This window comes from Streptomyces sp. NPDC041124, from assembly GCF_055592385.1.
In genome coordinates this window covers 670,312-695,293 of the sequence record NZ_JBVIYR010000003.1, presented here as the reverse complement: position 1 = coordinate 695,293, position 24,982 = coordinate 670,312, and the positions used below count along the sequence as shown (strand labels likewise).

Annotated in this window: 21 protein-coding genes; 7 read left to right on the top strand and 14 right to left on the bottom strand. The window is 71.5% G+C overall.

The features are described from left to right. Positions 1-8: 8 nt before the first annotated feature. Positions 9-1,727, top strand: coding sequence for a bifunctional 3'-5' exonuclease/DNA polymerase (locus ACZ6A9_RS11450; RefSeq protein ID WP_468982656.1), 1,719 nt, complete (start codon positions 9-11; stop codon positions 1,725-1,727). Here ACZ6A9_RS11450 and ACZ6A9_RS11445 read toward each other — a convergent pair whose 3' ends face one another. From ACZ6A9_RS11445 to ACZ6A9_RS11390, 12 genes are all read right to left on the bottom strand, one after another. Then, positions 1,728-4,817, bottom strand: a complete 3,090-nt coding sequence (locus ACZ6A9_RS11445; protein WP_468982654.1) for an AfsR/SARP family transcriptional regulator — start codon at positions 4,815-4,817, stop codon at positions 1,728-1,730. 234 nt (positions 4,818-5,051) lie between these two features. After that, positions 5,052-5,945 (bottom strand): glycosyltransferase family 2 protein, encoded by an 894-nt coding sequence (locus tag ACZ6A9_RS11440; RefSeq protein ID WP_468982649.1) that lies wholly within the window; start codon positions 5,943-5,945, stop codon positions 5,052-5,054. Between the two features lie 276 nt (positions 5,946-6,221). Then, on the bottom strand, positions 6,222-6,860 hold the full coding sequence (locus ACZ6A9_RS11435; protein ID WP_468982646.1) for an SDR family oxidoreductase: 639 nt from the start codon (positions 6,858-6,860) through the stop codon (positions 6,222-6,224). A gap of 267 nt (positions 6,861-7,127) precedes the next feature. Continuing rightward, positions 7,128-7,397, bottom strand: coding sequence for a hypothetical protein (locus ACZ6A9_RS11430; protein WP_468982644.1), 270 nt, complete (start codon positions 7,395-7,397; stop codon positions 7,128-7,130). Further along, positions 7,381-8,577, bottom strand: a complete 1,197-nt coding sequence (locus ACZ6A9_RS11425) for a cytochrome P450 (RefSeq protein WP_468982640.1) — start codon at positions 8,575-8,577, stop codon at positions 7,381-7,383. The genes ACZ6A9_RS11430 and ACZ6A9_RS11425 overlap by 17 nt, the downstream gene beginning before the upstream one ends. A 4-nt stretch (positions 8,578-8,581) precedes the next feature. Further along, on the bottom strand, positions 8,582-9,721 hold the full coding sequence (locus ACZ6A9_RS11420) for a nucleotide disphospho-sugar-binding domain-containing protein (RefSeq protein ID WP_468982637.1): 1,140 nt from the start codon (positions 9,719-9,721) through the stop codon (positions 8,582-8,584). Next, entirely contained in the window at positions 9,718-10,068 is a 351-nt protein-coding gene (locus tag ACZ6A9_RS11415) for a hypothetical protein (protein WP_468982635.1), read from the bottom strand. The genes ACZ6A9_RS11420 and ACZ6A9_RS11415 overlap by 4 nt, the downstream gene beginning before the upstream one ends. Continuing rightward, positions 10,065-10,808 (bottom strand): SAM-dependent methyltransferase, encoded by a 744-nt coding sequence (locus ACZ6A9_RS11410; protein WP_468982632.1) that lies wholly within the window; start codon positions 10,806-10,808, stop codon positions 10,065-10,067. Before ACZ6A9_RS11410 ends, ACZ6A9_RS11415 begins: the two co-directional genes overlap by 4 nt. Positions 10,809-10,823: 15 nt before the next feature. Next, the gene (locus ACZ6A9_RS11405) at positions 10,824-12,320 is read right to left on the bottom strand and encodes an FAD-binding oxidoreductase (RefSeq protein WP_468982629.1); all 1,497 of its coding nucleotides are present in this window, start codon (positions 12,318-12,320) and stop codon (positions 10,824-10,826) included. Continuing rightward, complete coding sequence (locus ACZ6A9_RS11400) at positions 12,317-13,003, bottom strand: putative quinol monooxygenase (RefSeq protein WP_468982626.1); 687 nt, start codon at positions 13,001-13,003, stop codon at positions 12,317-12,319. Before ACZ6A9_RS11400 ends, ACZ6A9_RS11405 begins: the two co-directional genes overlap by 4 nt. Positions 13,004-13,166: 163 nt before the next feature. Further along, entirely contained in the window at positions 13,167-14,240 is a 1,074-nt protein-coding gene (locus tag ACZ6A9_RS11395; protein ID WP_468982623.1) for a methyltransferase, read from the bottom strand. Positions 14,241-14,630: 390 nt separating this feature from the next. Further along, a complete protein-coding gene (locus ACZ6A9_RS11390; protein WP_468982618.1) occupies positions 14,631-16,286 on the bottom strand; it encodes an MFS transporter in 1,656 nt (551 codons plus the stop codon). A gap of 152 nt (positions 16,287-16,438) precedes the next feature. Here ACZ6A9_RS11390 and ACZ6A9_RS11385 point away from each other — a divergent pair, with 152 nt between their 5' ends. Then, on the top strand, positions 16,439-17,464 hold the full coding sequence (locus tag ACZ6A9_RS11385) for a helix-turn-helix transcriptional regulator (RefSeq protein WP_468982615.1): 1,026 nt from the start codon (positions 16,439-16,441) through the stop codon (positions 17,462-17,464). Positions 17,465-17,506: 42 nt separating this feature from the next. Here ACZ6A9_RS11385 and rfbB read toward each other — a convergent pair whose 3' ends face one another. Both rfbB and ACZ6A9_RS11375 read right to left on the bottom strand, forming a co-directional pair. Further along, on the bottom strand, positions 17,507-18,517 hold the full coding sequence (gene rfbB, locus ACZ6A9_RS11380) for a dTDP-glucose 4,6-dehydratase (RefSeq protein ID WP_468982612.1): 1,011 nt from the start codon (positions 18,515-18,517) through the stop codon (positions 17,507-17,509). Continuing rightward, the gene (locus ACZ6A9_RS11375) at positions 18,514-19,581 is read right to left on the bottom strand and encodes a glucose-1-phosphate thymidylyltransferase (RefSeq protein ID WP_468982609.1); all 1,068 of its coding nucleotides are present in this window, start codon (positions 19,579-19,581) and stop codon (positions 18,514-18,516) included. Before ACZ6A9_RS11375 ends, rfbB begins: the two co-directional genes overlap by 4 nt. Before the next feature lie 176 nt (positions 19,582-19,757). Here ACZ6A9_RS11375 and ACZ6A9_RS11370 point away from each other — a divergent pair, with 176 nt between their 5' ends. The 5 genes from ACZ6A9_RS11370 (at position 19,758) to ACZ6A9_RS11350 (ending at position 24,979) form a co-directional block, all read left to right on the top strand. Further along, positions 19,758-20,399 carry an NADPH-dependent FMN reductase gene (locus tag ACZ6A9_RS11370; RefSeq protein WP_468982604.1) on the top strand — a complete coding sequence of 214 codons (642 nt, stop codon included), beginning with the start codon at positions 19,758-19,760 and terminating at the stop codon, positions 20,397-20,399. 303 nt (positions 20,400-20,702) lie between these two features. Then, complete coding sequence (locus ACZ6A9_RS11365; protein WP_468982601.1) at positions 20,703-22,205, top strand: FAD-dependent monooxygenase; 1,503 nt, start codon at positions 20,703-20,705, stop codon at positions 22,203-22,205. 19 nt (positions 22,206-22,224) lie between these two features. Further along, positions 22,225-22,551, top strand: a complete 327-nt coding sequence (locus ACZ6A9_RS11360; RefSeq protein WP_468982597.1) for a TcmI family type II polyketide cyclase — start codon at positions 22,225-22,227, stop codon at positions 22,549-22,551. Beyond that, positions 22,548-23,807 (top strand): beta-ketoacyl-[acyl-carrier-protein] synthase family protein, encoded by a 1,260-nt coding sequence (locus ACZ6A9_RS11355; RefSeq protein WP_468982594.1) that lies wholly within the window; start codon positions 22,548-22,550, stop codon positions 23,805-23,807. Before ACZ6A9_RS11360 ends, ACZ6A9_RS11355 begins: the two co-directional genes overlap by 4 nt. Further along, on the top strand, positions 23,804-24,979 hold the full coding sequence (locus ACZ6A9_RS11350; protein WP_468982591.1) for a ketosynthase chain-length factor: 1,176 nt from the start codon (positions 23,804-23,806) through the stop codon (positions 24,977-24,979). Before ACZ6A9_RS11355 ends, ACZ6A9_RS11350 begins: the two co-directional genes overlap by 4 nt. The last annotated feature ends 3 nt before the right edge of the window (positions 24,980-24,982 follow it).

Genomic DNA, 24,982 nt, shown 5'->3' with positions numbered 1-24,982 from the left:
CTCGCCGCATGACCGACCGGTGGGCACTCGCTCCGGCCGAGGAGGGCGGCGTCGACGTCGTCCCCCTCGGGCCGGACGGCCTGCCCTCCGCCCCGGTGCGGCGCGAGGCGGACCTCGACGAGGCCGTGCGGAGCCGTCCCGGCGTCACCCGCTGGGTGTGGCGGTCCACCGCCGAGGTCTACCCGGGCCTGCTCGCCGCGGGGGTACGCGTGGAGCGGGCGTACGACATCGAGGCCGCCGAAACGCTTCTGCTCGGTCACGAGGGCCGGTACGGGGAACCCCGTTCGGCGGCCGCCGCGCTGGCCCGGCTGCGCGGCGGTCCGGTGCCGCCCGATCCGCCGCAGCGCCAGGCCGAGCCGGGCGCGCAGTCCGCCCTCTTCGAGCCGCGGGGCATCCCCCTGCCGCTGTCGGACCTCCTCGAGGTCTACGCCGGACAGCAGCGGCGCACCGACGCGACCGCGCACCCGGACCGGATGCGGCTGCTGACCGCCGCCGAGTCGGCGGGCATGCTGGTGGCCGCCGAGATGAACCGCGCGGGGCTGCCCTGGCGGGCGGACGTGCACCGCGCGGTGCTGCACGACCTGCTCGGCGAGCGGTACGCGGGCGGCGGCGAGCCCCGCCGGCTCGCCGAGCTCGCCGACGAGGTGTCCGCCGCCTTCGGCCGCCGGGTCCGGCCCGATCTCCCGGCCGACGTCGTCAAGGCGTTCGCCCGGGCCGGTGTCAAGGTCACCTCGACCCGCCGCTGGGAGATCGAGTCCGTCGACCACCCGGCGGTCGAGCCGCTCCTCGAGTACAAGAAGCTGTACCGCATCTGGGTCGCCCACGGCTGGTCCTGGCTCCAGGACTGGGTGCGCGACGGCCGCTTCCGGCCCGAGTTCCTCGCCGGGGGCACCGTCACCGGCCGCTGGGTGACCAACGGCGGAGGCGCCCTGCAGATCCCCAAGGTCATCCGCCGCGCCGCCGTCGCCGACCCCGGCTGGCGCCTCGTCGTCGCCGACGCCGACCAGATGGAACCGAGGGTGCTGGCGGCCATCTCCCGCGACCCCGGCCTGATGGAGGTGGCCGGCCGGGAGAGCGACCTCTACCAGGCGGTGTCCGACCGCGCCTTCTCCGGCGACCGCGCCCAGGCCAAGCTCGCCGTCCTCGGGGCCGTCTACGGCCAGACCTCCGGCGACGGCCTGAAGAACCTCGCCGCGCTCAGGCGCCGCTTCCCCAAGGCGGTGGCCTACGTCGACGAGGCCGCCCGCGCCGGCGAGGAGGGCCGGCTCGTACGGACCTGGCTGGGCCGCACCTGCCCGCCCGCCGTCCGCCCGACGGACGACGCGGCGGAGGAGGCCGGCATCCCGCCCGCCCAGGAGGAGCCGGGCCCAGCGGCCCGACCGTGGGCCCCGGAGGCCGAGGCCCGCCCGTGGGTCCCGGGCTACGCATCGACCGACGCCCGCGCCCGGGGCCGCTTCGCCCGCAACTTCGTGGTCCAGGGCAGCGCCGCCGACTGGGCCCTGCTGCTGCTCGCGGCGCTGCGGAGGACGCTGAGCGGCATGGCGGCCGAACTGGTCTTCTTCCAGCACGACGAGGTGATCGTGCACTGCCCCGAGGAGGAGGCGGCGACGGTGGCGGAGGCGATCCGGCAGTCCGCCGACCTCGCCGGCCGGCTGACGTTCGGACCGACCCCCGTGCGCTTCCCGTTCACGACGGCGGTCGTGGAGTGCTACGCCGACGCCAAGTGATCAGCCCGCCGGCCGGGCACCGGCCACGAGTCCGCGCAACTCCTCCACCACGGCCCGCTCGTCCGTGCCGTCCAGCGCGGCGAGCGCCGACCGCCACTGCTCGCGCGCCTCGCCCACCCGCCCCCGCTCGCGCAGCAGCAGACCGTACTGGTGGCGGGCCAGACCACCGGTGTAGCGGTCGGCTCGGGCGTCCGCGCGGCGCAGCAGTTCGGCGCACTCGGCGTCGGCCCGGCCGGCGTGCCCCAGCAGCCGCAGGGCGCGCACCAGGCCGAGCCGGGTCTGGGACTCTCCGTGCCAGTCGCCGTGCCCGCCGAGGATGCGCAGGCTCTCCTCGAAGTGCGGCAGGGCGGCGGCCGGTTCACCCAGCCGGAGGTGGGCGTAGCCGATGTTGCAGTGGGCGGAGTGCCGCACGATCACCGCTCCGATGCGGTCCCCGATCACGAGCGAGCGCCGGTGCTGGTCGATCGCCGCGCGCGGATCGGTGTGCTCGTACAGGTTGCCGAGGTGGCTGAGGGTGACGGCCTCGCCGTAGGGGTCGGCCAACTGCCGCGAGTGGGTGAGGCTCTGCCGCAGTGCCCGCTCCGACTCCGCGTACCGGCCGAGCCCTTCGAGCAGCAGCCCCCGGTGGTTGAGGGCGCGCCGGATCCAGGAGACGGCACCGAGCCGCCGCCAGATCTCCAGCGCGCGGTCGGTGAGGGCGAGGGCCTCACCGGTGCGACCGGTCAGGAAGTGCAGCCCCGCCAGATCGCCCAGCGCGCACGCCTCGGCGGCCTCGTCCCCGAGCCGCCGCGCCACCCGCAGGGCCGCCCGCCCGAGCACCTCCAGCTCGGGGACCCGGCCGCCGCGCAGGAGGTAGGGGTGGAGCAGGCGGAGGAGCACGGCGATGTGGACGTCGTGACGGCCCCGGTCACCGCCCCCGCCGGTGCCCTCACCGGCGTACCGCCCGACGAGGGTGACGATGTTCTCCAGTTCCCGGTCGCCCCAGGCGAAGGCCGCCCCCGCGTCGTCGAACGGGGGTACGGACGCGACGTGAGCGGTGTGCCCGGGCGGCTGGGACGGGGTCGGGCGGCGGCGGTCGTCCTGGTCGGGGCCGGGTTCGACGATCGCGGTGAGGGCGCGTTCGGCGACGGCGGCGTACCAGCGCAGGGCGGTCTCGGCGGGGTGCTCGCGCGTGCCGGTCCGAGGGCCGGCGTCGTCGCGGGGTGCGGCGCCCTCGCGGAGTACGGCGCCCTCGCGGGGCGCGGTCTGCGTACCCGCCGCCGCTCGGGCTCGTTCGCGGGCGAAGTCACGGACCAGGTCGTGGGGGACGTAGCGGCCGTACGCGGTCTCCTCCACGAGGGCCACGTCGACGAGCCGGTCCAGCGCGGCCCCCGCCCGGCGTTCGCCGGTGCCGGTGAGCCGGGCGAGCAGCGGCGCGCCGTAGGCGGGCAGGTCGAGCGCGCCGATGCGGCACAGGGCGAGGGCGGCGTCGCGGTCCGTCTCACGGTCGGAGACGGTGAGCGCGTCGTGCGCGACGGCCAGCGAGCGGCGCACGCTGAGGTCGTCGTACTCCAGGTGCGGCAACCGGCTGTCGGTGGCGGAGAGCTGACCGGCGAGGTCGTCGGGCGTGAGGGCCCGGCGCGCGGCGAGCCGGGCCGCGACCACCCGCAGGGCCAGCGGAAGCCGGCCGGTGAGCGCGACGAGCGGGTGCCCGGCACCGAGACCGTCCCGGCCGGAGACCGCCCGCAGCAGGGCGGCACTGTCCTCGTCGGACAGCAGGCCGAGCGGGACACGGACGGCACCGTCGAGCGTGGTGAGCGGCGAACGGCTGGTGACGATCACCGCACAGCCGGGTCCGCCCGGCAGCAGCGGCCGCACCTGCGCGGCGTCCGCGGCGTCGTCCAGCACCAGGAGGGTGCGGGTGGGGGCGAGCAGCGAGCGCAGCAGGGCGGCGGCCGCGTCCGGCTGTTCGGGGACGGCGCAGGGCTCGGCGCCCAGGTCGCGCAGGAGCGCGCTGAGGGCCTGGGCGGGGGTGAGGGGGGTCATGCCGGGGGTCGTGCCGTGCAGGTTGACGTAGAGCTGACCGTCGACGAAACGTTCCGCCAGTGTGTGTGCGACCTGGAGCGCGAGCGCGCTCTTCCCCACACCAGCGGTACCGCTGACGACGACGGCAGGGGGCCCGGCGGCGGGCCGGGGCGCACGGGTGAGCACACGGATCAGCTCGTCCCGCACCGCGTCCCGCCCGGTGAAGTGAGCGGGCGCGGGCGGCAGTTGCGCCGGCCTGGGCGGCGCACCGCCCCCTCCCGCGGCCTCCGCGCACCGACCGTGCTCCTGCCGCTCCCCCTGCCCCCGCAGCACCTCCACATGGGCCTCGCGCACCCCCGGCCCCGGTTCGACGCCGAGTTCGTCCGCCAGGCGGGCCCGCAGATCCCGGTGGACCACCAGCGCCTCCGCCTGACGGCCGGTGCGGTGCAGGGCGAGCATCAGCTGACGGTGGTACGACTCCCGCAGCGGATGTTCGGCGGCCAGTGCCGCCAGTTCGGGCACGAGATCGGCCAGGCGCTCGCCGCCCAGGGCCAGTTCGGCGTCGTACCGCCACTCCAGAAGCAGCAGCCGCGCCTCACGCAGCCGCCGCACCAGGGCGTAGCCGCCCACTTCCGGGGGCAGCCCGGCCAGCGGGTTCCCCCGCCACAGCGCGAGCGCGGCGGCGCACTCGCGCGCCACCCGCTCCCAGTCCCGGGCGGTGTGCGCGGCGCGGGCGGCTGCGGTGTACGCGTCGAAGACCTGGACGTCCACCTCGCCCTCGCCGACCCGCAGCAGATATCCGGTGGGTACGGTGAGCAGCCGGCCCGGGTCGTCGAGCAGCCGCCGCAACCGGGCGACGTGATTGTGCAGCGAGGGCAGCGCGGAGACGGGCGGAGCACCGCCCCACAGGGCGTCCTTCAGCGCCTCGACGGACACGACCCGCCCGGCGTCGAGCAGCAACGCGACGAACAGCGCACGGAGTTTGGGACTTCCGATCACCTGGACGGACCCGGATGCGTCGTGCCCCCCACCGTCGTACAGCACCGGTGTTCCCAGCAGTCCGAACCGCAGTCCGCGCCGTGTCACGCCGCACCACTGCCTTCCGGGTGACCGAACGGACAACCAATGGCCTTATGTTAGCGACCCGTTGGCAAAGTCTGATGTGATCACTACATCGGATCCGGCCCGGGGGTGCGCGCGTAGAACGCGCAGCTCGGGGGAGTGTCGCCGCCGCGGCCCGGTCCGCACACGAGGGGTCCCGGTCGGACAGAGGTGAACGACCGGGCCCTCGTTCCCCCTGCCCCCGGTTCGCCCTTCGGGTCAGATGACGGGCGGCCGTCCGAGCCGGGTGAGCCGCCACACCGTCCACCAGCGCATGGCCCGCCGCTCCCCGGCCGGCTCCCGCAGCCCCTCCGCGAAACCGCCGAACCAGGCGCGCAGCCCCTGGACCGACCGAGTCCGCAGCAGGGTGAGCAGGACCCACACCCCGAGGTGCACGGGGATCAGCGCGAGCGGCAGCCGCCGCCGGGCCAGCCAGACCCGGTTGCGGGCGTTCACCCGGAAGTAGATCGCGTGCCGGGCCGGCGAGGTCCTGGGGTGCTGGAGCAGCAGGTCGGGCGCGTAGAGGATGCGCCACCCCGCGTCGGCGGCACGCCAGGCGAGGTCGGTCTCCTCGTGCGCGAAGAAGAACGCGCCGGGCCAGTCGCCGATCTCGTCGAGCATCGACATCCGCAGCGCGTGCCCGCCCCCGAGGAACCCGGTGACGTACCCGCCCTTCATCGGGTCCGCCTTTCCGAGCCGGGGCACGTGCCGCTGCTGCGTCTCCCCCAGCTCGTCGGCGATCCGGAAGCCGACGACGCCGAGCCGGTCGTCCGCCGCGTACAACTCCCCCACCCGGCGCAGCACATCGGCGTCCACCAGCAGACCGTCGTCGTCCAGTTCGACGACGACGTCCACGTCCCCGAACTCCCGCAGCCGCTCGATCCCCACGTTCCGCCCGCCCGGGCAGCCGAGGTTCTCCGCCAGCTCGACGGTGGTGACCTCACCGGGCAGGGACAGCCGCCGGGCGAACTCGGGCAGCGGACAGCCGTTCCCCACGATCACGATCCGCGCGGGCGCCACGTCCTGCTTCGCCACGGACTCCAGCAGCGCGTCCACCTCGGCCGGCCGGTTCCCCATGGTCACGACGGCGACGGCGATCCTCGGCGTCCCCATGTCCCTCACCCCACTCCACCCGGCTGCTCCGCTGACGGGCGATGCTAACCGTTCACGGCGAGGACGCCCGCATGACACCCACCACCGCGGCGTACCCCGCCCCCGCCCCCGCCCCCGCCCCCACACGAACAGGACACATGTGTCCCTGGTGCTCGCCCGGGGACGACCGGAGGGGACCGGCGTGCGGAGCCCGGCCGCCGGGTGGAGGGGACCGGCGTGCGGAGCCCGGGCCGCCGGGCGGAGGCGGCCGGTTCGGCCCCGGGGAGCGGCCGCCGGTCAGCGGGTGGTGACGAAGGGGCTCTGATGCGTGTGCGGGGTGGTGAGTTCGTCGAGCATGGCGATCGCGAGGTCGCGGCGCGTCGTCCATGCCCGTCCGCCGGGAAGGTCGGCGGTGACCCGCAGCTCGTCGCCCGGGCGTGCCTCGTCGCTGAGCCGGGCGGGACGCATGACCGTCCACTCCAGGTCGCGGGCTCCGGTGAGGATGTCCTCCATCCGGCGCATGTCCGCGTACAGGGTCCGCCCGGGGCCGTTGCGCAGGATGCCGTAGACCGGCCGCTGCCATCGCACCCCGCCCCGGGTGACCGGATGCGTCAGGCCGGCGCTCACGACGACCAGCCGCCCGACGTTCGCCGCGCGCATCCCGTCCACGACGGCCCGGGCGGACGCCGAGTAGACCGTGACCGGCTTCCAGGAGTACGGCGCTCCAAGGCAGGACAGGACGGCGTCGGCGCCCTTGAACACGGACGTCATGTCCGCGACGTCCGTGACGTCCGCCGTTTCCACGGTCAGCCTCTCCCCCGGAGTGACCGAACCCGGACGCCGGACGACGGCGACGACGTCATGGCCGGCCGCGCAGGCCAGGGCCGTCACCTGCCGTCCGGTCGGGCCGCTGGCACCGAGCACTGCTAATTTCACGCCGCCTCCAGACGATGCGCGGACGATGTGCGGACGAATGCGGACGATGTGCGTCGTACGGTGGTCGAGAAGGTGCCCCGGTCGGCGCCCCTCCCCAACGACGCCCCATCGTAGGAGTCGCGGCGCCCGGCCCCGGGTCCGAGGCCGTGGGCACCGTCGAGAACAGGCCGCCCGGGCGGGGCCGTCGCGGCGGGCGCCACGGAGCGGGAGCGCGGGCGGCACGCCGCCGGCTCCCGCCCGCGTTCCCGGGCGGCACGCCGCCGCCCCTCAGGAGGAGCCCTGCCGCGCCGTCCGCGCGGACGTTCCGGGGGCCGTCCTGGCCAGTTCGAGGGCGCCCATCGGACAGGACCGGATCAACCGCTCCACCTGCCGGACATCGCCGAACCCGTGGGCCGCCCCCGCTGAGACGGTGATCTGCTGCTCGGGGCTGCGGAAGACGGCCCTGGACAACCCCTCGCACTGTTCGTGCAACTCGCACCGCCGGCCGTCGATCCTGACCACCGTCACGTCCTCGACGGCCTCAGGGAGTTCGTCCATGGAACGTCACATCCATCCTCTCGATCCCGCGGATGGTGTTGTGCAGCCTCCAGGTCGGCTCCCCCACCTCGATCCTGTCGACGTGACGGACCAGCGCCTCCAGGAGGCTCTGCCCCTCCAGGCGCGACAGGGCCTGACCGACGCAAGCGTGGATACCGTGCCCGAAACCGACGTGCTGGGCCGCGCCCTGCCGGGCGACGTCGAAGGACTCCGGGTCCTTCCAGAACCGCTCGTCACGGTTGGCCGAACCGAAGAGGAGGAGGACGCGCGATCCGCGGGGCAGCGCGGCTCCGCCCAGCTCCGTGTCCTCGGCGACGTAGCGGGTGAACCCGCGCAGCGGCGATTCCAGCCGGATGATCTCGTTGAAGGCCGACGAGACCAGGGAGGGGTCCTCCCGCAGACGGCGCCACTGGTCCTGGTGCGTGCCGAGCAGCCACAGCATGCTGGAGAGCGCGCTGACGGACGTGTCCATGGACGGGGCGAGGAAGTCACCGAGCAGTCCGGGCAGCAGCTTGTCCTCGATCTTGCCCTCGCGGGCCTCCGAGACGAGTTCGGCACCCCAGCTCCCCGGACGCAGATTGCCGGGCTGTGACATCCGGTGGAGGAACTCGCCCATCTCGCCGAGCAGCGGCAGGCCGGCCCGCGTCCGGTCGTTCAGGGGACCGAAGGCGTTGAATCCGGCGCTGGCCCACTCCAGGAGCCTTTCCTTCCCCTCGCCCTCCGGCCATCCCAGCAGATCGGGCACCACGGCCAGCGGGAAGGCGACCGCGAAGTCCTGGACGGCGTCGAACGACTTCCGGGCGACGAGGTCCCGGACCAGCCGGTCCGCCCAGGACGTGACGTACCCGTTGATGTCGGCCATCGCGCGGGGCTTCAGGTGGCGGGCCACGAGCCCGCGCACGTAGGCGTGGTACGGCGGGTCGCTGGTGAAGCTACTGCCCTTCTGCGCCTTGTTCAGGGTGTCGGTCAGACCGACGCCCTCGCCGGACACGAACGTGCCGTGACGGTGCAGGGCCGCGTACACCTCGTCGTAGCGGGCGGCGCAGTGCACCTGGTGCGCCGTCAGGTACACCACCGGAGCCGCGTCGCGCAGCGCACCGTACAGGGGGTACGGGTCGGTTATCGACGCGTCCGTGTACGGATCGAGATCGAGGTGGGGGATCGTCGATGTGGAGATCACCGCTTCATCCTTTCCGCGCGAGGAGATCTTCGATCAGCGGCACCATGCCCACGGCCGTCGGCGCGGTCGCGCCCTGCTCCGCCAGTTTCCGGGCCTTGGAGGAGTAGGACGGATCCCCGAGCATCTCCTTGACCACCTGCGTGATCGCCTCCGGGGTGCCCTCCTCGCGGTAGAGCGTCCGCGCGCACCCGTAGTCCGTGAGGTGCTTCAGCCTCGGGACGAAGGCCTCGAAGGGGTTGAGGATCAGCTGCGGAGTCGCCGTGTTGATGGCGTTGATGGCCGTCAGTCCGCCCGCCGGATGGATGATCACCTCACAGGTCGGGAGGATGGCCTCCAGCGGGATCCAGCCGGCGCGCACCCGGGGGTACTTCTCCTGCAGCCGCTGCCCCTCCGCCTCGCCGATGGCCACGACGACCTCGACCTCGAGTTCCAGCAGCCCTTCGACGATGGCCGAGATGCGGTCCATCGCGCCGGGGAAGGCGTACCGGAAGCTTCCCATCGTCAGGCACACGCGCCCGGCGTCCGGAGCCGTCAGCATCCACGGCTCGATCGCCCGCTGCATGTTGTGCGGGGTCCAGCGCATGAAGGTGCCGGTCGCCCCGACCAGGCCGGGCGGGCAGATGTCGATCTTCAGCGAGGGGTCGGGCAGTGCGTCCGAGCCGATCCTGGCCAGCTCGTCCGCCATCTCCTCGAGGAGGTACTCCTCGTAGCCGCCGACGTCGAACAGGTCCCAGGACTGCCGGACGAAGGGGATGCCGAGGAACCGGGCGGCGATCTCGGCACCGTGTCCCTGGCTGCCCGCGATCAGGACATCGGCGCCCCACGTCCGGGCGACGTCCACCAGGTCGTCGAAGACGTGGCTTCCCTGACGCCCGAACCAGTGGCCCAGGTAGGGCATCTCCTGCTCGGGCCGGTGGGGGTACTCGATCGCCGGCTTGCCGCCGGCGGCCGCCTTGATGCTCTCGGTCGTGTGCCCCCGGGCCACCGGGAGGGACGGCAGACCGATGCCGGTGACGGCGCCGGACATCTCCTCGAAGGACGCCACCAGGACGTCGTGCCCGGACAACCGGAGTGCCGAGGCGAGGGGTCCGATGGCGAACGCGCTGGCCGGGCTCGTGCCCGCGGCGTAGAAGAGGGCCTTCACGCGGCGCCCTCCCGTGACCGGTCCTTGTCTCGTTCCGCGAAGTAGGCCTCCTTCAGGCCCACGGTCTCGAAGTCGATGACGGCGAGGCCCGAGGTCAGCAGACGACTCGAACGCAGCTCCCGGACCAGGTCCAGGTAGTTGTCCATCTCGTCGAAGCCCAGGATGAAGAAACTCTCCGCCTCACGGCCGTACTTGATGGCGCGCACCGGTGTTATCTCCCCGCCCCGCTTCACGAAGGCGCCGATGCTGGGGAAGACGTGCTCGTGTTCGACCGTGATGCGCTCGTCGAGGGACAACTCGTACCACGGGGTGAGGTAGTTGACGACAAGGACGGCGGCGAACTTCATGCCGGGCTCTCCGATCGGGTTGCCTGCGGACGCAGTACGGCATGCATGTGCCAGATGTGGGAGACGACGTTCCCGGCTTCGTCCACCATCTGGGCGGCGAGGTTGTCGGTGGGGGCGTTCACCTCGAAGGTCCGCGGGTCGACCATCTGGGCGACGGCCTCCGGCGGCAGCGAGCTGTGGTACCGCGTCGCCTCGATCACCTTGATGTCCCAGTCGGCGCCGAACGCCTCCCGCAACTCCGGTTCGGAGATGCGGCGCGGACCCGGGTAGTCGGGGGTCAGTTCCTTCGAGAAGGTGAACAGGTGCAGCTCGGCCACCTCCTTGCACAGGGTCCGCAGGAGCTCCGTGTAGCGCGGCACCTCCTCCTGCGGCAGTGTGTGGAAGAAGGCGCTGTCCAGGACGGTGTCGTACCGGACACCGGACTCCGCGAGGCGGAAGGCGTCGGTCACCTGGAAGTCGACGCTCACGCCGTGGTCCCGGGCCTTGTCGCGCCCGCACTGGACGGCGACCTCCGAGATGTCGACCGCGGAGACCCGCAGCCCCCGGGAAGCCAGGTAGAGCGCGTTGTCTCCGAGCCCGCAGCCCAGATCGAGGACGTGCCCGCGGAAGCCGCCGCGATCACAGATCGCGCGTACGGCCGGCTGCGGGCCGCCGATGTTCCACGGCATGAGGGGGCCTGACTTCTCCCCGTCCTGGTAGAGCTTCTCGAAGGGGATCTTCTCCGTGCTGCCCGTTGGCATCGAGCGCCACTCCTCTCAGAGTCCTATGGACATGCTGTGATGGAAGGTGTTCAAGGGGTCCCACGCGCGCTTCGCCGACCTCAGACGGGCGTAGTTGTCCTTGTAGTACAGGTGGTGCCAGGGCTCCTCGGAGCGGTTGCGGGCCGGATCCAGGAGATCCGCGTCGGGGTAGTTGATGTAGCAGCCGTCCGTGCGGCCGCCGGTGACGGGCACCCCTCCCGTGCCGGCGAAGAACTCCTCGTAGAGCCCGCGCAGCCAGCCGAGGTGCAGCTCGTCCAGCTCCGCGTCCTGCCAGGCCGAGAACCAGGACGACTTCACGACGGAGTCCCGCTGGGGGACGGCGGCGTCCGACGGCCCCCGACGGTTGATCTCTCCCCCGTAGCTGTTGAACATGACGTACGAGGCCTGGCCGGGGTGGTCGGCGTGCAGGTGCCGGTGGAGCACCGAGAGCTGCTCGTCGGTGGGTGCCGCGCGGTGGTAGGCGGACTTGGAGGCGGAGCGGGCGCCCATGACGTCACCGCAGTCGGCCTGACTCATGTAGCGGGTGCCGGTGAGCCAGCTCATGACACCCCCTCGGGGGATGCCCACCACGCCGGTGCCCTCGGTCAGGGACGCGACGAACCGCTCGAGGATCTCGCCCTCGGGGTCCACGTCGGCGTCCTGCTGGACCATCAGCTGCAGGACGCCCGAGCTGACGTGGTTCACGAAGAAGGTGGCGAACAGCGAGGATTCCGGCGACCCCGGCTCGGAGTGGCGTTCATGCCACTCGAAGAAACGTCTCATCACAGTGACGAAGGACGTCTCGTCGATCATGGCCCAGGGGAACACCACCTTCCGGACGTGCAGTCGGCCGGCGGCGCGGGGCAGGCCGACGGGCTGCGTGGCGAGGTGCTCCGGGCTGCGGAACTCGTACGCCGTGACCACGCCGAAGTTGCCGCCGCCACCGCCGGTGTGTGCCCAGAAGAGCTCACCGAGATCGCCGGTGTCATCGGCCCTCGCCGTCACGAGGCGAACGGTGCGGGACTCGTCGACGACGGCGACCTCCACCGCGTGCAGGTGGTCGACCACCAGCCCCAGCTGGCGCGACAGCGGCCCGTAACCACCTCCGGCGACCAGGCCGCCCATGCCGACCGCGGAGCAGGCCCCGAGCGGCAGGGCCGCGTTCCACCGGCGGAACAGGGCCTTCTGGACCTGGTCGACCGTCGCACCGGAACCGACGCGCACCCCTGCGCCGTCCGCGGCCGGGCCGATGGCATGGAGGTTGTGCAGGTCAAGGACGAGGTCCCGGCGCGGCGTGCCGACGAAGTCCTGGCCGCAGTGACCGCCGGACCGGCAGGCGACCCCCCGCCCTTCCGTGACGGCCTTCTGCAGGGAGGCGACGACGTCGTCCGGCGTGGCGGGGAGGAAGAACTCCTCGGGCTCGACGACGAACCGGTGGTTGTCCGAGTGCGACAGTTCGATGTACCGCGGGTCCTCGCGGCCCACCGTGAACGGCGGTACGGAAGCGGTCACGACGCGTACCCCTCGACCGACTGGGTGAACACGGTCTCGTAGGTGTTGGACTCCCGCGAGGTCAGCAGCGCCTTGCCGCGTGCGCGCATCTCCCGGTCGTGCGCCGGGCGTTCCTCCTCGGGCATGGCGTGGAACGCCTCGTAGGAGGCCGCGTCGTCCCACTGGGCGTAGTTGATGACCATGTCGCCGTCGAGCGCCCTGAGGATGCTGTGGGACCGGTACCCGGGCACCTGCCGCATCCAGTCGTCCGGCTTCTCCAGCAGGGACACGAGCTCGCCCTGGTCCTTGGGGTCGCACCCCATCAGGACGATGACGGTCAGGTCCCCCCGGTCCGGGCCGATCTCCGTGCGGGCGGCACCGTCCTTCGTCTGGACGGACACCACCTCGGTCTTCAGCAGGTGCACCGACGTGGTGAGTTCGGTGAAGTAGGGGACCGTGTTGTGCTTGAAGTTCTCCCCCTCGTACCGCTCCCTCAGGTCGTTGATCGACCGCCACTGTATGTAGTTGGCCGCACAGGGCCTCGCCACCCCCGCGTGCAGGGTGGACGACCGCCATCCCGGGTAGTTCGCGTTCGCGATGATGCCGCGCATGGCGTCCAGGAGGGTCGCCTGCTTCTGGGAGTCGGTGGTGTTGAACAGGTTGAACACGGTCAGGGAGCCGTTCTCGGGCTCGATGATCGGCATGAGGCCTTCCATGAGGTGTCGGACGGCCCCGGAGGGCCGGCTGTGGCTGATGGGTTCTGACCTCGGTGACGACGAGGACACGGGCGACCGGCTCTCCGGGCCGCCCGGACCGCCCGGACCGCCTGTCGGGATGCCCGCCGCACACCCGGCCCGGCGGCCGGCGTCACCGGCTGCGGGAAGAGCCCGGCGTACCGGTCTCCCCCGAGACCTTCCTTCCTTCGACGACGGACTGGAGTCCGGCGCGGCTGACCCCGACCAGCTCGATGCCGACCTCGGCCAGCAGGAGCCGGAACTCCTCCACGGTGCGCTGTTTGCCTTCGCACAGGAGGAGCATGTCCATGTCCATGAGGGAGATCGCCTTGTCCGCCGTGTCGTCCAGGCCCGCCACAGCCTCCACGACGGCGATGTGCGCCCCCTCGTGCATGGCCTCCGCGATGTTCCTGAGGATGAGACGGGAACGGCCGTCGTCCCAGTCGTGCAGCACGTTGGAGATCATGAACAGGTCGCTGCCCGACGGAACGCCGTCGAAGAAGGAGCCGGACTTCACCGTGACGCGGTGGGCCACCGCCGCGTCCGACAGCTCCGGCAGGGACCGCGACACGACGTCCGGCTGGTCGAAGAGGACACCGGTCATCTCGGGGTGCTTGCGGAGCACGGCGGCCAGCAGCGCCCCCCTCCCCCCGCCCACGTCGGTGACACTGCTGAACCGGGAGAAGTCGAACGCCTCGATCACGGGCTGGATGACGCGCTTGGACAGTTCGGTCATGGCCGAGTTGAAGACGGCCGCGGTGTCGGGATCCGACTCCATGAACTCCCACACGCCCGAGCCGTGCATCGCGGCGAAGGGAGAGCGGCCGGTGCGCACCGCGGTGGCCAGGTGGGCCCAGGTCGCGCGTTCGGCGGTCGACCCCGTCCACCGCGCGAAGTTGCGCATGGAGCCGTCGTCGGAGGCCAGGGCCCGGCCCAGCTCGGTCAGCTCCAGCGTGTCGTGCTCGCCCCTCCGCAGCAGCCCCACGGAGGCGCCGGCGCGGAAGAAGCGCTCCGCGGTGTCGTGCTCCAACCCCAGCCGGACCGCCAGTTGCGCGGGCGTCAGCCCGCCGGCGGCCAGGCCGTCGGCCACGCCCAGTTCCGCGAACGTGCTGACGACACCGGCGCGCCAGCCTCCCATCAGGAGGTCGAGGATCTGCACGGCGACGGGTGCCGACGGGGGCAGCGATCCCGATGCGGTAATGGTCATGATGTCCCTTCGACTGGTGGACATGCGGGGAGGTGAGGCACCGCTGCAAGGGCAGTTCGCTCTCGGACACACTTTGTTCGTGATGCCTCACCGGCGCTAGGTATCCTCATGGGATGGTCCCGGGAAGCAGCGCCTGAACTGCGCAGAGTGCTGCCGGACGGGAGCGGATGCCCCGCCCGGCAGCACTCAGCGGCTGGTGGAACGGACGACCGTGCGCAGCCGGGCCGGCACGGTCCGGTGGAAGGGCGGCCCTGCGGTGATCCGGGCGGCCCGCCCCCGTGCTCCCGGCGTCCCACGCTCCGTGGGCGCGGGACGCCGGACACCTCATGATCCCGACGACGGCCCTGTGGGGTCCGGCCGGCGAGGGGGCGCTCGTCGAGGAGCGCGGTGCTACTTCGCGTCCACGTCGGCTCCCTCGGCCCCGCGGGGAGCGTGCTCCCCTCCCCGCTGCTGGGCGTCCCCCTTGGGCCGCGGGATGAGGAAGGTCGCCAGCATCCCGAGCGCCAGCAGCGCGGCGCAGGTGTAGCCGTTGATCTGGATCGCGTAGGACATGGCGTCGCGGGCGGCGTCGGCGGCGGCTGCCGTGTCCGGGTTCTCACTCAGTCCGGAGATCATCGCGCCGGCGCTGTCGGAGACCGCCGACGACAGCTCGTTCGCCTCCGTCGCGGGCGTCCCCTGGTCGACGAGCCGGTCGGACAGGTCGGAGTCCAGTGCCGTGAAGAAGGTCGACGTCAGAATCGCGATGCCGAGCGCGGAACCGAGCTGACGTGCGGCGCTCTGGATGCCGGATCCCTGGCCGGCGTGCCGCGGCGGCACGTCCGCCAGGACGACGTTGGTGACCTGCGCCGTAGCGAACCCGACTCCCATGCCGTACAGGAAGAGGGCGATGCCGATGACCCACCACTGCGAGTCGCTGCTGGCCAGCAGACCGAACATCAGCAGACCGACGGCCTCGAGGACGAGGCCGATGCGCACCAGCCCGATGGGGCCGACGTTCTCGGCCATGCCGAAGCTCGCGCCGCTCGCGAAGAAGCTGCCGACCGCGACGACGAAGACGATCAGTCCGGTCTGGAGCACCGAGTACCCCAGCGTGTACTGGAGCCACAGGGGGAGAACGGCGAGCATGCCGAACTCCGCCAGCGCGATGATCAGCGTCGCGATGTTGCCCGTGCTGAAGGACTTGATGCCGAACAGCGAGGTGTCCATGAGCGGCGCCGTGCCGTCCACCCGGGTGAGCCGGACCTGGCGCTGCAGGAACAGCCCCAGGCACACCACGGAGACGACCAGGGCGACCGGGATGACGGACAGCTCCACCGAGTCGCCGAAGGGGCCGAAGCTCTTGCGCGGGTCCCACCACCCGTAGTTGCGGCCCTCGATCAGCGCGAAGGCGAGAAGTCCGAGGCCCAGCACCGACAGCACACCGCCGACGGCGTCGACCTTGCCCGGCTGCGCGGGGGACTGGTCCAGGAACTTCAGGACGCCCGCGATGATCAGCACCACGACGAAGATGTTGATGCCGAACGCCCACCGCCAGGAGAACTCGGCGAGCCAGCCGCCCAGGAGCGGGCCGACCGCGGCGGCCGCACCGATCGTGGACCCCCAGATGGCGAAGGCCTTGCCCCGGTCGGCTCCCCGGAAGGACATGTTGAGCAGGGCGAGCGAGGTCGGCATGATGATCGCGCCGCCGACGCCCTGGGCGAACCGGCTGGCGATCAGGAGTTCCCCGGTGGGCGCCAGGGCGGCGGCGATGCTCGCCAGCCCGAACACCACCGTGCCGATGAGGAACAGCCGGCGTGCTCCCACCACGTCCGACAGACGCCCCATCACCAGCAGCAGAGCGGCCAGGATGATCGCGTAGGACTCCTGGATCCACTGGGCGCCGAAGGCCGAGATCTCGAGGTCGTCGATGATCGGCGGCATCACCACGTTGACGATGGTGAAGTCCACGACCACCAGCGACACACCGAGGGAAATGGCGAGCAAGCCCAGCCAGGGGTCCCGGTTGGCCGGCGAGGACCGAGTTGGATTGTCAGACACTGCGTTCATCCGTCCTATGTGACACACATGGCCCAGTTGGGTCGCCGGGGGCGAGACAAGGGGGTAGGGCGGGGGAGCCTCCCGCCCCCGGCGCAGTGGCACTATGACAGGAGAAGAGGACGGATTCTGACCTCTACTGACATCGATCCGGAGGGCAATTCTTGATCGCCAACCGCACGCTGGAGCTTCTCAGCCTGTTACAGACCCAGAGGGAGTGGACCGGTGACGGGCTGGCCGAGCGGCTGGGTGTGTCCCCGCGGACCGTCCGGCGCGACATCAACCGACTCCGCGAGCTGGGCTACCCCGTCACGGCGACGAAAGGCCCCTCCGGCTCCTACCGGCTGTCCCGCGGAGCGCGTCTTCCTCCCCTGATAGTCGACGACGAGCAGGCCCTGGCCATCGCCCTGTCCCTGCAGACAGCGCCGGCCTCGGTGACCGGCATGGGAGACGCCACCAAACGTGCGCTGAACTCCATCCAGGAACTGTTGCCGCCTCATCTGGCCCACCGGCTCGCCACCTTCTCCGTCGAACAGATCGAGAACGCGTGGGAACTCGCTCCGCCGCAGGTCGATCCCTCCCTGCTCGCGCAGCTCAGCAGCGCCGCCCAGCAGCGTGACCTCGTGAGGTTCTCCTACCGCTCCATCCACCACGACTCGATGCAGGACGGCGAGGTCCTGGCCGAACCCCACCGGCTCGTCGTCTGGTCGGGGCGCTGGTACCTGGTGGCCTACGACCAGCAGCGGAGCTCATGGCACGCCTACCGGGTCGACCGCATCAAGGATCTGGCGCCCACCGCCTGGCGCTTCGGCGAGCGGGAGGGCCCCGACGAGGACATCACCCGCTTCGTCCAGAACCAGCCCGATCGCGGTGACACCCCGGACACCTGGCCCTGCTGGGGCACCGTCCTGATGGAGTGTCCCGCGTCGCTGGTGGCGAAGTGGGCGCCGGGAGTGGCGAGTTTCGAGGCGATCGACGACAGGGTCACCCGGATCCAGATGGGCGCGTGGTCGTGGTCGGCGCTCATCGGCTTCCTGATCACCTTCAGTTGCCGCTTCACCGTCGAGGGTCCGCCCGAACTCGTCGCCGCGGCCCGCAGGGTGATGGGCCTCATCGACGTCGACATTCCGTCCCACGACCCCCTCGCGGAGCCGTCGAGCCGCACGCCCGGCCCCTCGGCCGGCCGGTGACGCCGTGGCCGCGGCACCCCCGCACCCCGGGGAACCGCCGGGTCAGCGGACCGCCTGTCCCAGCTCGGCGCGCTGCCGCAGCGGTTCCCACCAGTCCCGGTTCTCCCGGTACCAGGAGACGGTCTCCGCGAGGCCGGTGGCGAAATCCTTGCGGGGCTCGTAGCCCAGCTCCAGGGTGATCTTGGCGCAGTCCACCGAGTAGCGCCTGTCGTGTCCCTTGCGGTCGGCGACGTACTCCACCGACTCCCAGCCGGCCCCGCACGCCTCCAGGAGCAGTGACACCAGTTCCTTGTTGGTGAGCTCGGTGCCGCCGCCGATGTTGTAGACCTCGCCGGGTCTGCCCTTCGTGCGGACCAGTTCGATGCCCTGGACGTGGTCGTCGATGTGCAGCCAGTCGCGGACGTTGAGCCCGTCCCCGTACAGCGGGACGGTGCGGCCCTCGAGGAGACGCGTGATGAACAGCGGGATCAGCTTCTCGGGGAAGTGGTGATGGCCGTAGTTGTTGGAGCAGCGGGTCACCCGGACGTCGAGGCCGTGGGTGCGGTGGTGGGCGAGGGCGACGAGGTCGGCGGCGGCCTTCGAGGCCGCGTAGGGCGAACTGGGTGACAGCGGGTGCGTCTCCGGCCACGAACCGAACGGGATCGAGCCGTACACCTCGTCCGTGGAGACCTGGACGAAGACGCCGCGGCCGCCTCCGTGGTGGCGCAGCGCCGCGTCGAGCAGGACCTGCGTTCCGCCCACGTTCGTGCGGACGAACTCGGCGCCCCCCAGGATCGACCGGTCCACGTGCGACTCCGCGGCGAAGTGCACGATCTGGTCGTGCTCGGCGACCAGCCGGTCCACGACCGCGGCGTCGCAGACATCGCCCTGGACGAGGCGGAACCCGGGGTGGGCACGGACCGGGTCGAGGTTGGCCGGGTTGCCGGCATAGGTCAGTTTGTCGAGCACGGTGATGCGGACCCCGGCGGGCCCGTGCGGGCCGAGCAGGGTGCGGACGTAGTGGGAGCCGATGAAGCCGGCACCACCGGTGACGAGGATCCTCGTGGCGGTCATGACGAGATACGCACCTCGCTGTGGTCCCCGAGAACCAGCCGGTGGGCCGCCGGCACGCCGGCGGCGGGGGTCACCTCGACGTTCCGCCCGATCAGGGAACTCTCCACGCGGCGGACGCCCCGCACCGTGGCCCCGGCGAGGACGATGGAGAACTCGATCTCGCTGGACTCGATCCGGCAGTCCGCCGCTATCGACGTGGACGGGCCGACGTAGGAGCCGGTGATCCGCGTGTTGGCGCCGATCACGGCCGGCCCCACGATCCGCGATCCGCGGATCTCGGCGCCCGCCTCGATCGTGACCTGGCCGATGACCTCGCTGTCCGCGTCGACATAGCCGTCGACCCGGCCTTTGGCGCCCTCCAGCACGGCCCGGTTGACCTCGAGCATGTCGATGACGTTCCCGGTGTCCTTCCAGTAACCGGAAATGGTGGTGGAGCGGACGTCGTACCCGTGGTCGATGAGCCACTGCAGGGCGTCGGTGATCTCCAGCTCGCCGCGTGCGGACGGCTCGATGCCCCGGACTGCCTCGTGCACCGCGGAGGTGAACAGGAAGACGCCGACCAGGGCCAGGTCGCTGCGCGGCGCGGCCGGCTTCTCCTCCAGCGCCACCGCCTTCCCGTCGTCGTCGAGTTCGACGACACCGAACGCGCTGGGGTCGGCCACCTTGGTCAGGAGGATGTGCGTGTCGGGTCGGCTCTCGCGGAACCCGGCCACGAGATCCGCGATACCGCCCACGATGAAGTTGTCACCGAGGTACATGACGAAGTCGTCGTCGCCGAGGAACTCCCGGGCGATCAGGACGGCATGGGCGAGACCGAGCGGCGCCGCCTGCCGTATGTAGGTGACGTCCAGACCGAAGGCGGAGCCGTCGCCGACCGCCTGCTGGATCTCGGCGGCCGTGTCCCCGACGACGATGCCGACCTCGGTGATGCCTGCCTCCGCGATCGCCTCCAACCCGTAGAAGAGCACGGGCTTGTTGGCTACGGGGACGAGCTGCTTGGCGTAGGAATGGGTGATGGGCCTCAGGCGGGTTCCGGCCCCGCCGGACAGTACGAGAGCCTTCATGGCGGCGCAGTCTAGGCGGATGGGGAAACATCTCAATCGGCCCGACAGCGCACGGATGTCTGGAAACAACGGTCGGTAGAGGTCAGGAACTGACCTCTACCGCTCATAATCTGGCCGCTCCCCTCTCCCCGGAGATCAGCTTCGAGAGCTCGGTCCCTACCGAAGGAGCGAAACAGATGATCAGGATCGCCGTCATCCTCGGAAGCACGCGTCCCGGCCGCCGCGGGGCCGTGGTGGCCCAATGGGTCGCCGAGGTCGCCGCGCGGCATCCCGCGGCGGTGATGGGCGAGGCGGAGTTCGAGCTGGTCGACCTGGCGGAGTACGGCCTCCCGTTGCTCGACGAGCCCGTGCCGGCGATGTTCGGCCAGTACCAGAAGGAGGAGACCCGGCGGTGGGCCGCCGCCATCGGCTCGTTCGACGGATTCGTCTTCGTCACGCCGGAGTACAACCACTCGGTGCCCGCCGCGCTGAAGAACGCCATCGACCACCTCTTCGCCGAGTGGACCGACAAGGCGGCCGGGTTCGTCAGCTACGGCGTGCACGGGGGAACCCGTGCCGTCGAGCACCTGCGGCTGGCCCTGGCCGAGGTGAAGGTGGCCGGGGTGCGCAGCCAGGTCGTCCTGTCGGTGTTCAACGACTTCGACTACACGGGATGCGACATGACGGACCCGACGGCCATGGGCCGGTTCACGCCGGGACCGCAGCAGGAGCAGACGGTGAACACGATGCTGGACGAGGTCGTCGCCTGGTCGACGGCGCTCAAGCCGCTGCGTGCGGCTGCGACCGCTGACGCGGACGGCCGGGCCGTGTCGGTGTGACGCACCGGTCCGCCCGCCGGATCCCCTGGTGAACGTGCTGGTCGCGGCCCTCGTCGAGGGCCGCGACCAGCACGTTCGCCTGTGCGGGCGAGCGTGGCCGCCGCGCCGCGGGTGGGCGGCGGCAGCGCGCGCCGGCCGGACCGATCGCCGAGTGGCTTGTTACGTGCCGGGGGCGACGGCGCCGGAGGGGGACGCGCCGAAAGAAACCGGTCAGTCGAGTTCCCCTTCGATAACACGGATATCCCCCCGTCCTCACTTCGGGTGACCTACTTCGGCCGTGCGACTCCGAGCATCGTGAGCGGCATGACGTTGCACGCCGCAGAAGCCATACCGTCACACGTACCGGTTCTCGTCGTGGGAGCCGGCCCGACAGGTCTCATGCTCGGCGCCGAGCTGGCGCTCCACGGCAGCCGACCGCTGGTGATCGACGCGCTGCCGAGCCCGAGCGGACAGTCCCGGGCCCTGGGCTTCACGGTGCGGACGCTGGAGATCTTCAAGCAGCGCGGCATCCTGGGCCGTTTCCAGGGACTCGCCCCGGTGCCCGGAGTCCATTTCGCCGGCCTCAGCATCAAGGGCGATCACCTCTCCAGCTCGATGCGCCCGGCCAACCAGTACCCGCAGTCCAAGACCGAACAGGTCCTCGCCGCCTGGGCCGAGGAGCTGGGAGCACCGGTGCGGCGCCCGTGGACGTTGACGTCCATGGAGCCCACCGGCACCGGGTACCGCTGCGTGCTCAGCGGCCCCGCCGGGCAGCAGACCGTCGACGCCGACTACGTGGTCGGCTGCGACGGAGCGGGGAGCTTCGTCCGCGAGGCGATCGGCATGCCGACCAAGCGCACTCCCCCATCCGTACAGATGCTCCTCGGTGATCTGCGCGGGTGCGGTCTGCCCGACGAACCCTTCGGGGTCAAGCACGAAAAGGGCATGGTCATGTCCGCACCGCTGGGCGACGGGACGGAACGCGTCATCGTCTGTGACTTCACCCAGCCGATGCGGCCGCAGGGCACTCCCGTCACGCACGACGAGATCAAGGCCGCCTACGAGCAGGTCGTCGGCAGCCCCCTGGCGGACGGCGAATGTCTCTGGGCGAGCTCGTTCTCGGACGCGTCCTCCCTCGTGGAGTCCTACCGGTCCGGTCGTGCGCTGCTCGTCGGCGACAGCGCGCACACCCATCTCCCCGCCGGCGGGCAGGGCATGAACGTCTCGATACAGGACGCGGTGAACGTCGGCTGGAAGCTCGCGCTGGTCAGCCAGGGCCGCGCGCCGGACACTCTGCTGGACACCTACCACGCCGAGCGGCACCCGGTCGGCAGGGAACTGCTGCTCAACACCGCCGCCCAGGGCCAGGTCTTCCTGCGCGGCCCGGAAGTGGACCCGCTGCGCGAGGTCCTGCGGCGACTGCTGAACATCCGGGAGGTGTCCGTCCTGCTGGCCGACGGAGTCAGCGGACTGGACATCCGCTACGACATGGGTCTCCCGGAAGCGCCGCCACCCACGGGTGAACGGCTGCCGCCGGACGTGTTCCACGTCGTCGGGACCGGCGGCGACGCCGTCGAGGAGTTGCGGCACGGCGCCGCTCTGCTGATCGTCCCGTCCCCCGACAGCCCGGCGTCCTCGCTGGTCGCTCCGTGGCGGGACCAGGTGCGCGTCGTGCACGCGCGCCCCACGGACCCGGACTGGGGCGGGGAGCCGGCCGCGTCGTCCCACTGGTTCGTGCGACCGGACGGACACATCGCGTGGGCGGGCACCGAATTCAGCGAGTTGAGCGCCTCACTGAGCCGCTGGCTCGGTCGGCCCGCCGCGTAACCAGAGGAGGAAGAACCCCTTGTTCAGCTCTCTCATCGTCGCCCGGATGGACACCGGCCACGCCGAAGCGGTGGCCGACGTCTTCGCCGGCTTCGACGCCACCGACATGCCCGCGCGGATGGGCACGCGGCGCCGCGAACTCTTCCGCTACCGCGGCCTCTACTTCCACCTCCAGGACTTCGAGACCCCCGACGGGACCGGAGCGGTCGAGGCGGCCAAGTCCGACCCGCGGTTCATCCGGGTGAGCAACGACCTGAGGCCCTACATCGAGGCCTACGCCCCGGACTGGCAATCACCGAAGGACGCCATGGCAGAGCGCTTCTATCACTGGAGTTCCGAACGATGAGCCGCAGGGTCTTCATCACCGGAGTCGGCGTCGTCGCGCCGGGAGCCGTCGGACGTGACCCCTTCTGGGAGCTGCTGACCCAAGGGCGCACGGCCACCCGCCGGCTCAGCCTCTGCGACCCGGAGCCCTTCCGGTCCCAGGTGGCCGCGGAGGCCGACTTCGACGCCGAGGCGGCGGGGCTGTCGGAGCGGCAGTCCGCGGAACTGGACCGGGCGGCGCAGTTCGCCCTGGTCGCCGCCCGTGAGGCGGTCGAGGACGCGGCATGGTCCGAGACGTGTCCTCCCGAACGCGCCGGAGTGATCGTGGGTTCGGCCGTCGGAGCCACGACCAAGCTCGAGGAGGTCTACCGGAAGCTCAGCCGGGACGGCTCCCTCTGGGACGTGGCCCCCGACTCCCCCGCCGGGCTGTACTCGTACTTCGTGCCCAGCTCGTTCGCCTCCGACATCGCACGCGACCTCGGCGTCACGGGGCAGAGCGGCGTCGTGTCGACCGGGTGCACCTCCGGGATCGACTCCGTCGGCAACGCCTGGGAACTGATCCGGAGCGGCATCCTGGACTCCGCCGTCTGCGGTGCCACCGACGCCCCCATCTCGCCCATCACGGTCGCCTGCTTCGACACGATCAAGGCGACATCGACGTACAACGACACCCCGGAGAGCGCCTCACGGCCGTTCGACGCCACGCGGGGCGGCTTCGTCCTCGGCGAGGGCAGCGCGATGTTCGTCCTCGAATCGGAGGAATCCGTCCACCGTCGCGGCGCACGCGTCTACGGCGAGATCCGCGGCTACGCGAGCCGCTGCAACGCCTACCACATGACCGGTCTCAAGGCCGACGGGCGCGAGCTGGCGGAGGCCGTCGTCTCCGCTCTCGGCCAGGCAGGCGTGGACCCGGGCCGGCTCGACTACGTCAACGCCCACGGCAGCGGCACGAAGCAGAACGACCGCCACGAGACCGCCGCGCTGAAGTCGTCCCTCGGACCCGCCGCCCACGACGTGCCGATCAGTTCGATCAAGTCGATGATCGGCCATTCGCTGGGCGCCATCGGGTCGTTGGAGATCGCCGCCTGCGCCCTGGCGCTGCGGGACGACGTGATCCCGCCGACGGCCAATCTCACCCGGCCGGATCCGGAACTCGATCTGGACTACGTGCCGGTCCACGCGCGCAAGCAGCCGACCAACAGCGTGCTCACGACCGGAAGCGGCTTCGGTGGGTTTCAGAGCGCCATGGTTCTCACGGACCCGGAGCATCACTCATGACCGCACACATCACCGGCATCGACATCGTCTCCCCGCTGGGCCTGTCCCGCGAGGAACACTGGAAGGCCCTCCTCGACGGTTGCAGCGGCCTGAGGGCGACGCAGTCGTTCGACTCCAGCAGGTACGACAACCCCATCAGCGGGGAGGTGCCCCACTTCGCCCCGGAGGGCCTGCCCAAGCGGCTGCTGCCGGCCACCGACCGGATGACCCAGATGTCGCTGGTCGCCGCGGCGGGGGCGTTCGACGACAGCGGTGTCGACATGAGCCGGGTCGACCCCCTCGGAGTCGGTGTCATGACGGCGTCCACCGCGGGTGGCTACGCGTTCGGGCAGAAGGAGCTGCAGAACCTGTGGTCCAAGGGGCCCAGGTACGTCAGCACCCATCAGTCCTACGCCTGGTTCTACGCGGTCAACACCGGTCAGATCTCCATCCGGCACGGCTGCCAGGGCCACAGCGGAGTGATCGTCGCGGACGACGCCGGCGGGCTCGACGCGATCTCCTTCGCCGCCCGCCGTCTGGCGCGCGGGAACCGCGTCATGCTCACCGGGTCGGTGGACAGCACCATGTGTCCCTGGGGGCGGGTCGCGCACACCTCGACCGGCATGCTCTCGGCATCCACCGACGCGCGGGCCGCGTACCTTCCGTTCGACGCACGAGCCAACGGGTGGGTCAACGGCGAAGGCGGCGCGCACCTCGTGCTGCAGCCCCACAGTGACGGCCGCTACGCGGCGGTGCTCGGTCACGGTGCGACCATGGACGATCCCCGCGCCGCCCCGGGCACGGGCCTCGTCCGGGCGATCCACCTCGCGCTCGGCGCGGCGCGGCTGCGCCCCGGCGACATCAGTGTGGTGTTCGCCGACGCGGCCGGCACCCGGGAGGGGGACACCGCCGAGGCCGCCGCCCTCGCCGAGGTCTTCGGGCCGGATTCCGTCCCCGTCACCGCGCCCAAGGCGGCGACCGGCCGGATGGGCTGCGGGACGGCCGCACTCGACGTCGCGACGGCGGTGCTCGCCCTCCGCGACCAGACGATTCCCCCCACCGTCAACGTCCAGGCCGACGCGTCCCTGGGGGTCAACCTGTGCAGCGTCGCCACACACCACCCCCTCACCAACGTCCTGGTCCTGGCCCGGGGCGTCGGTGGGTTCAACTCGGCCCTGATCGTCGGGAAATGAGAG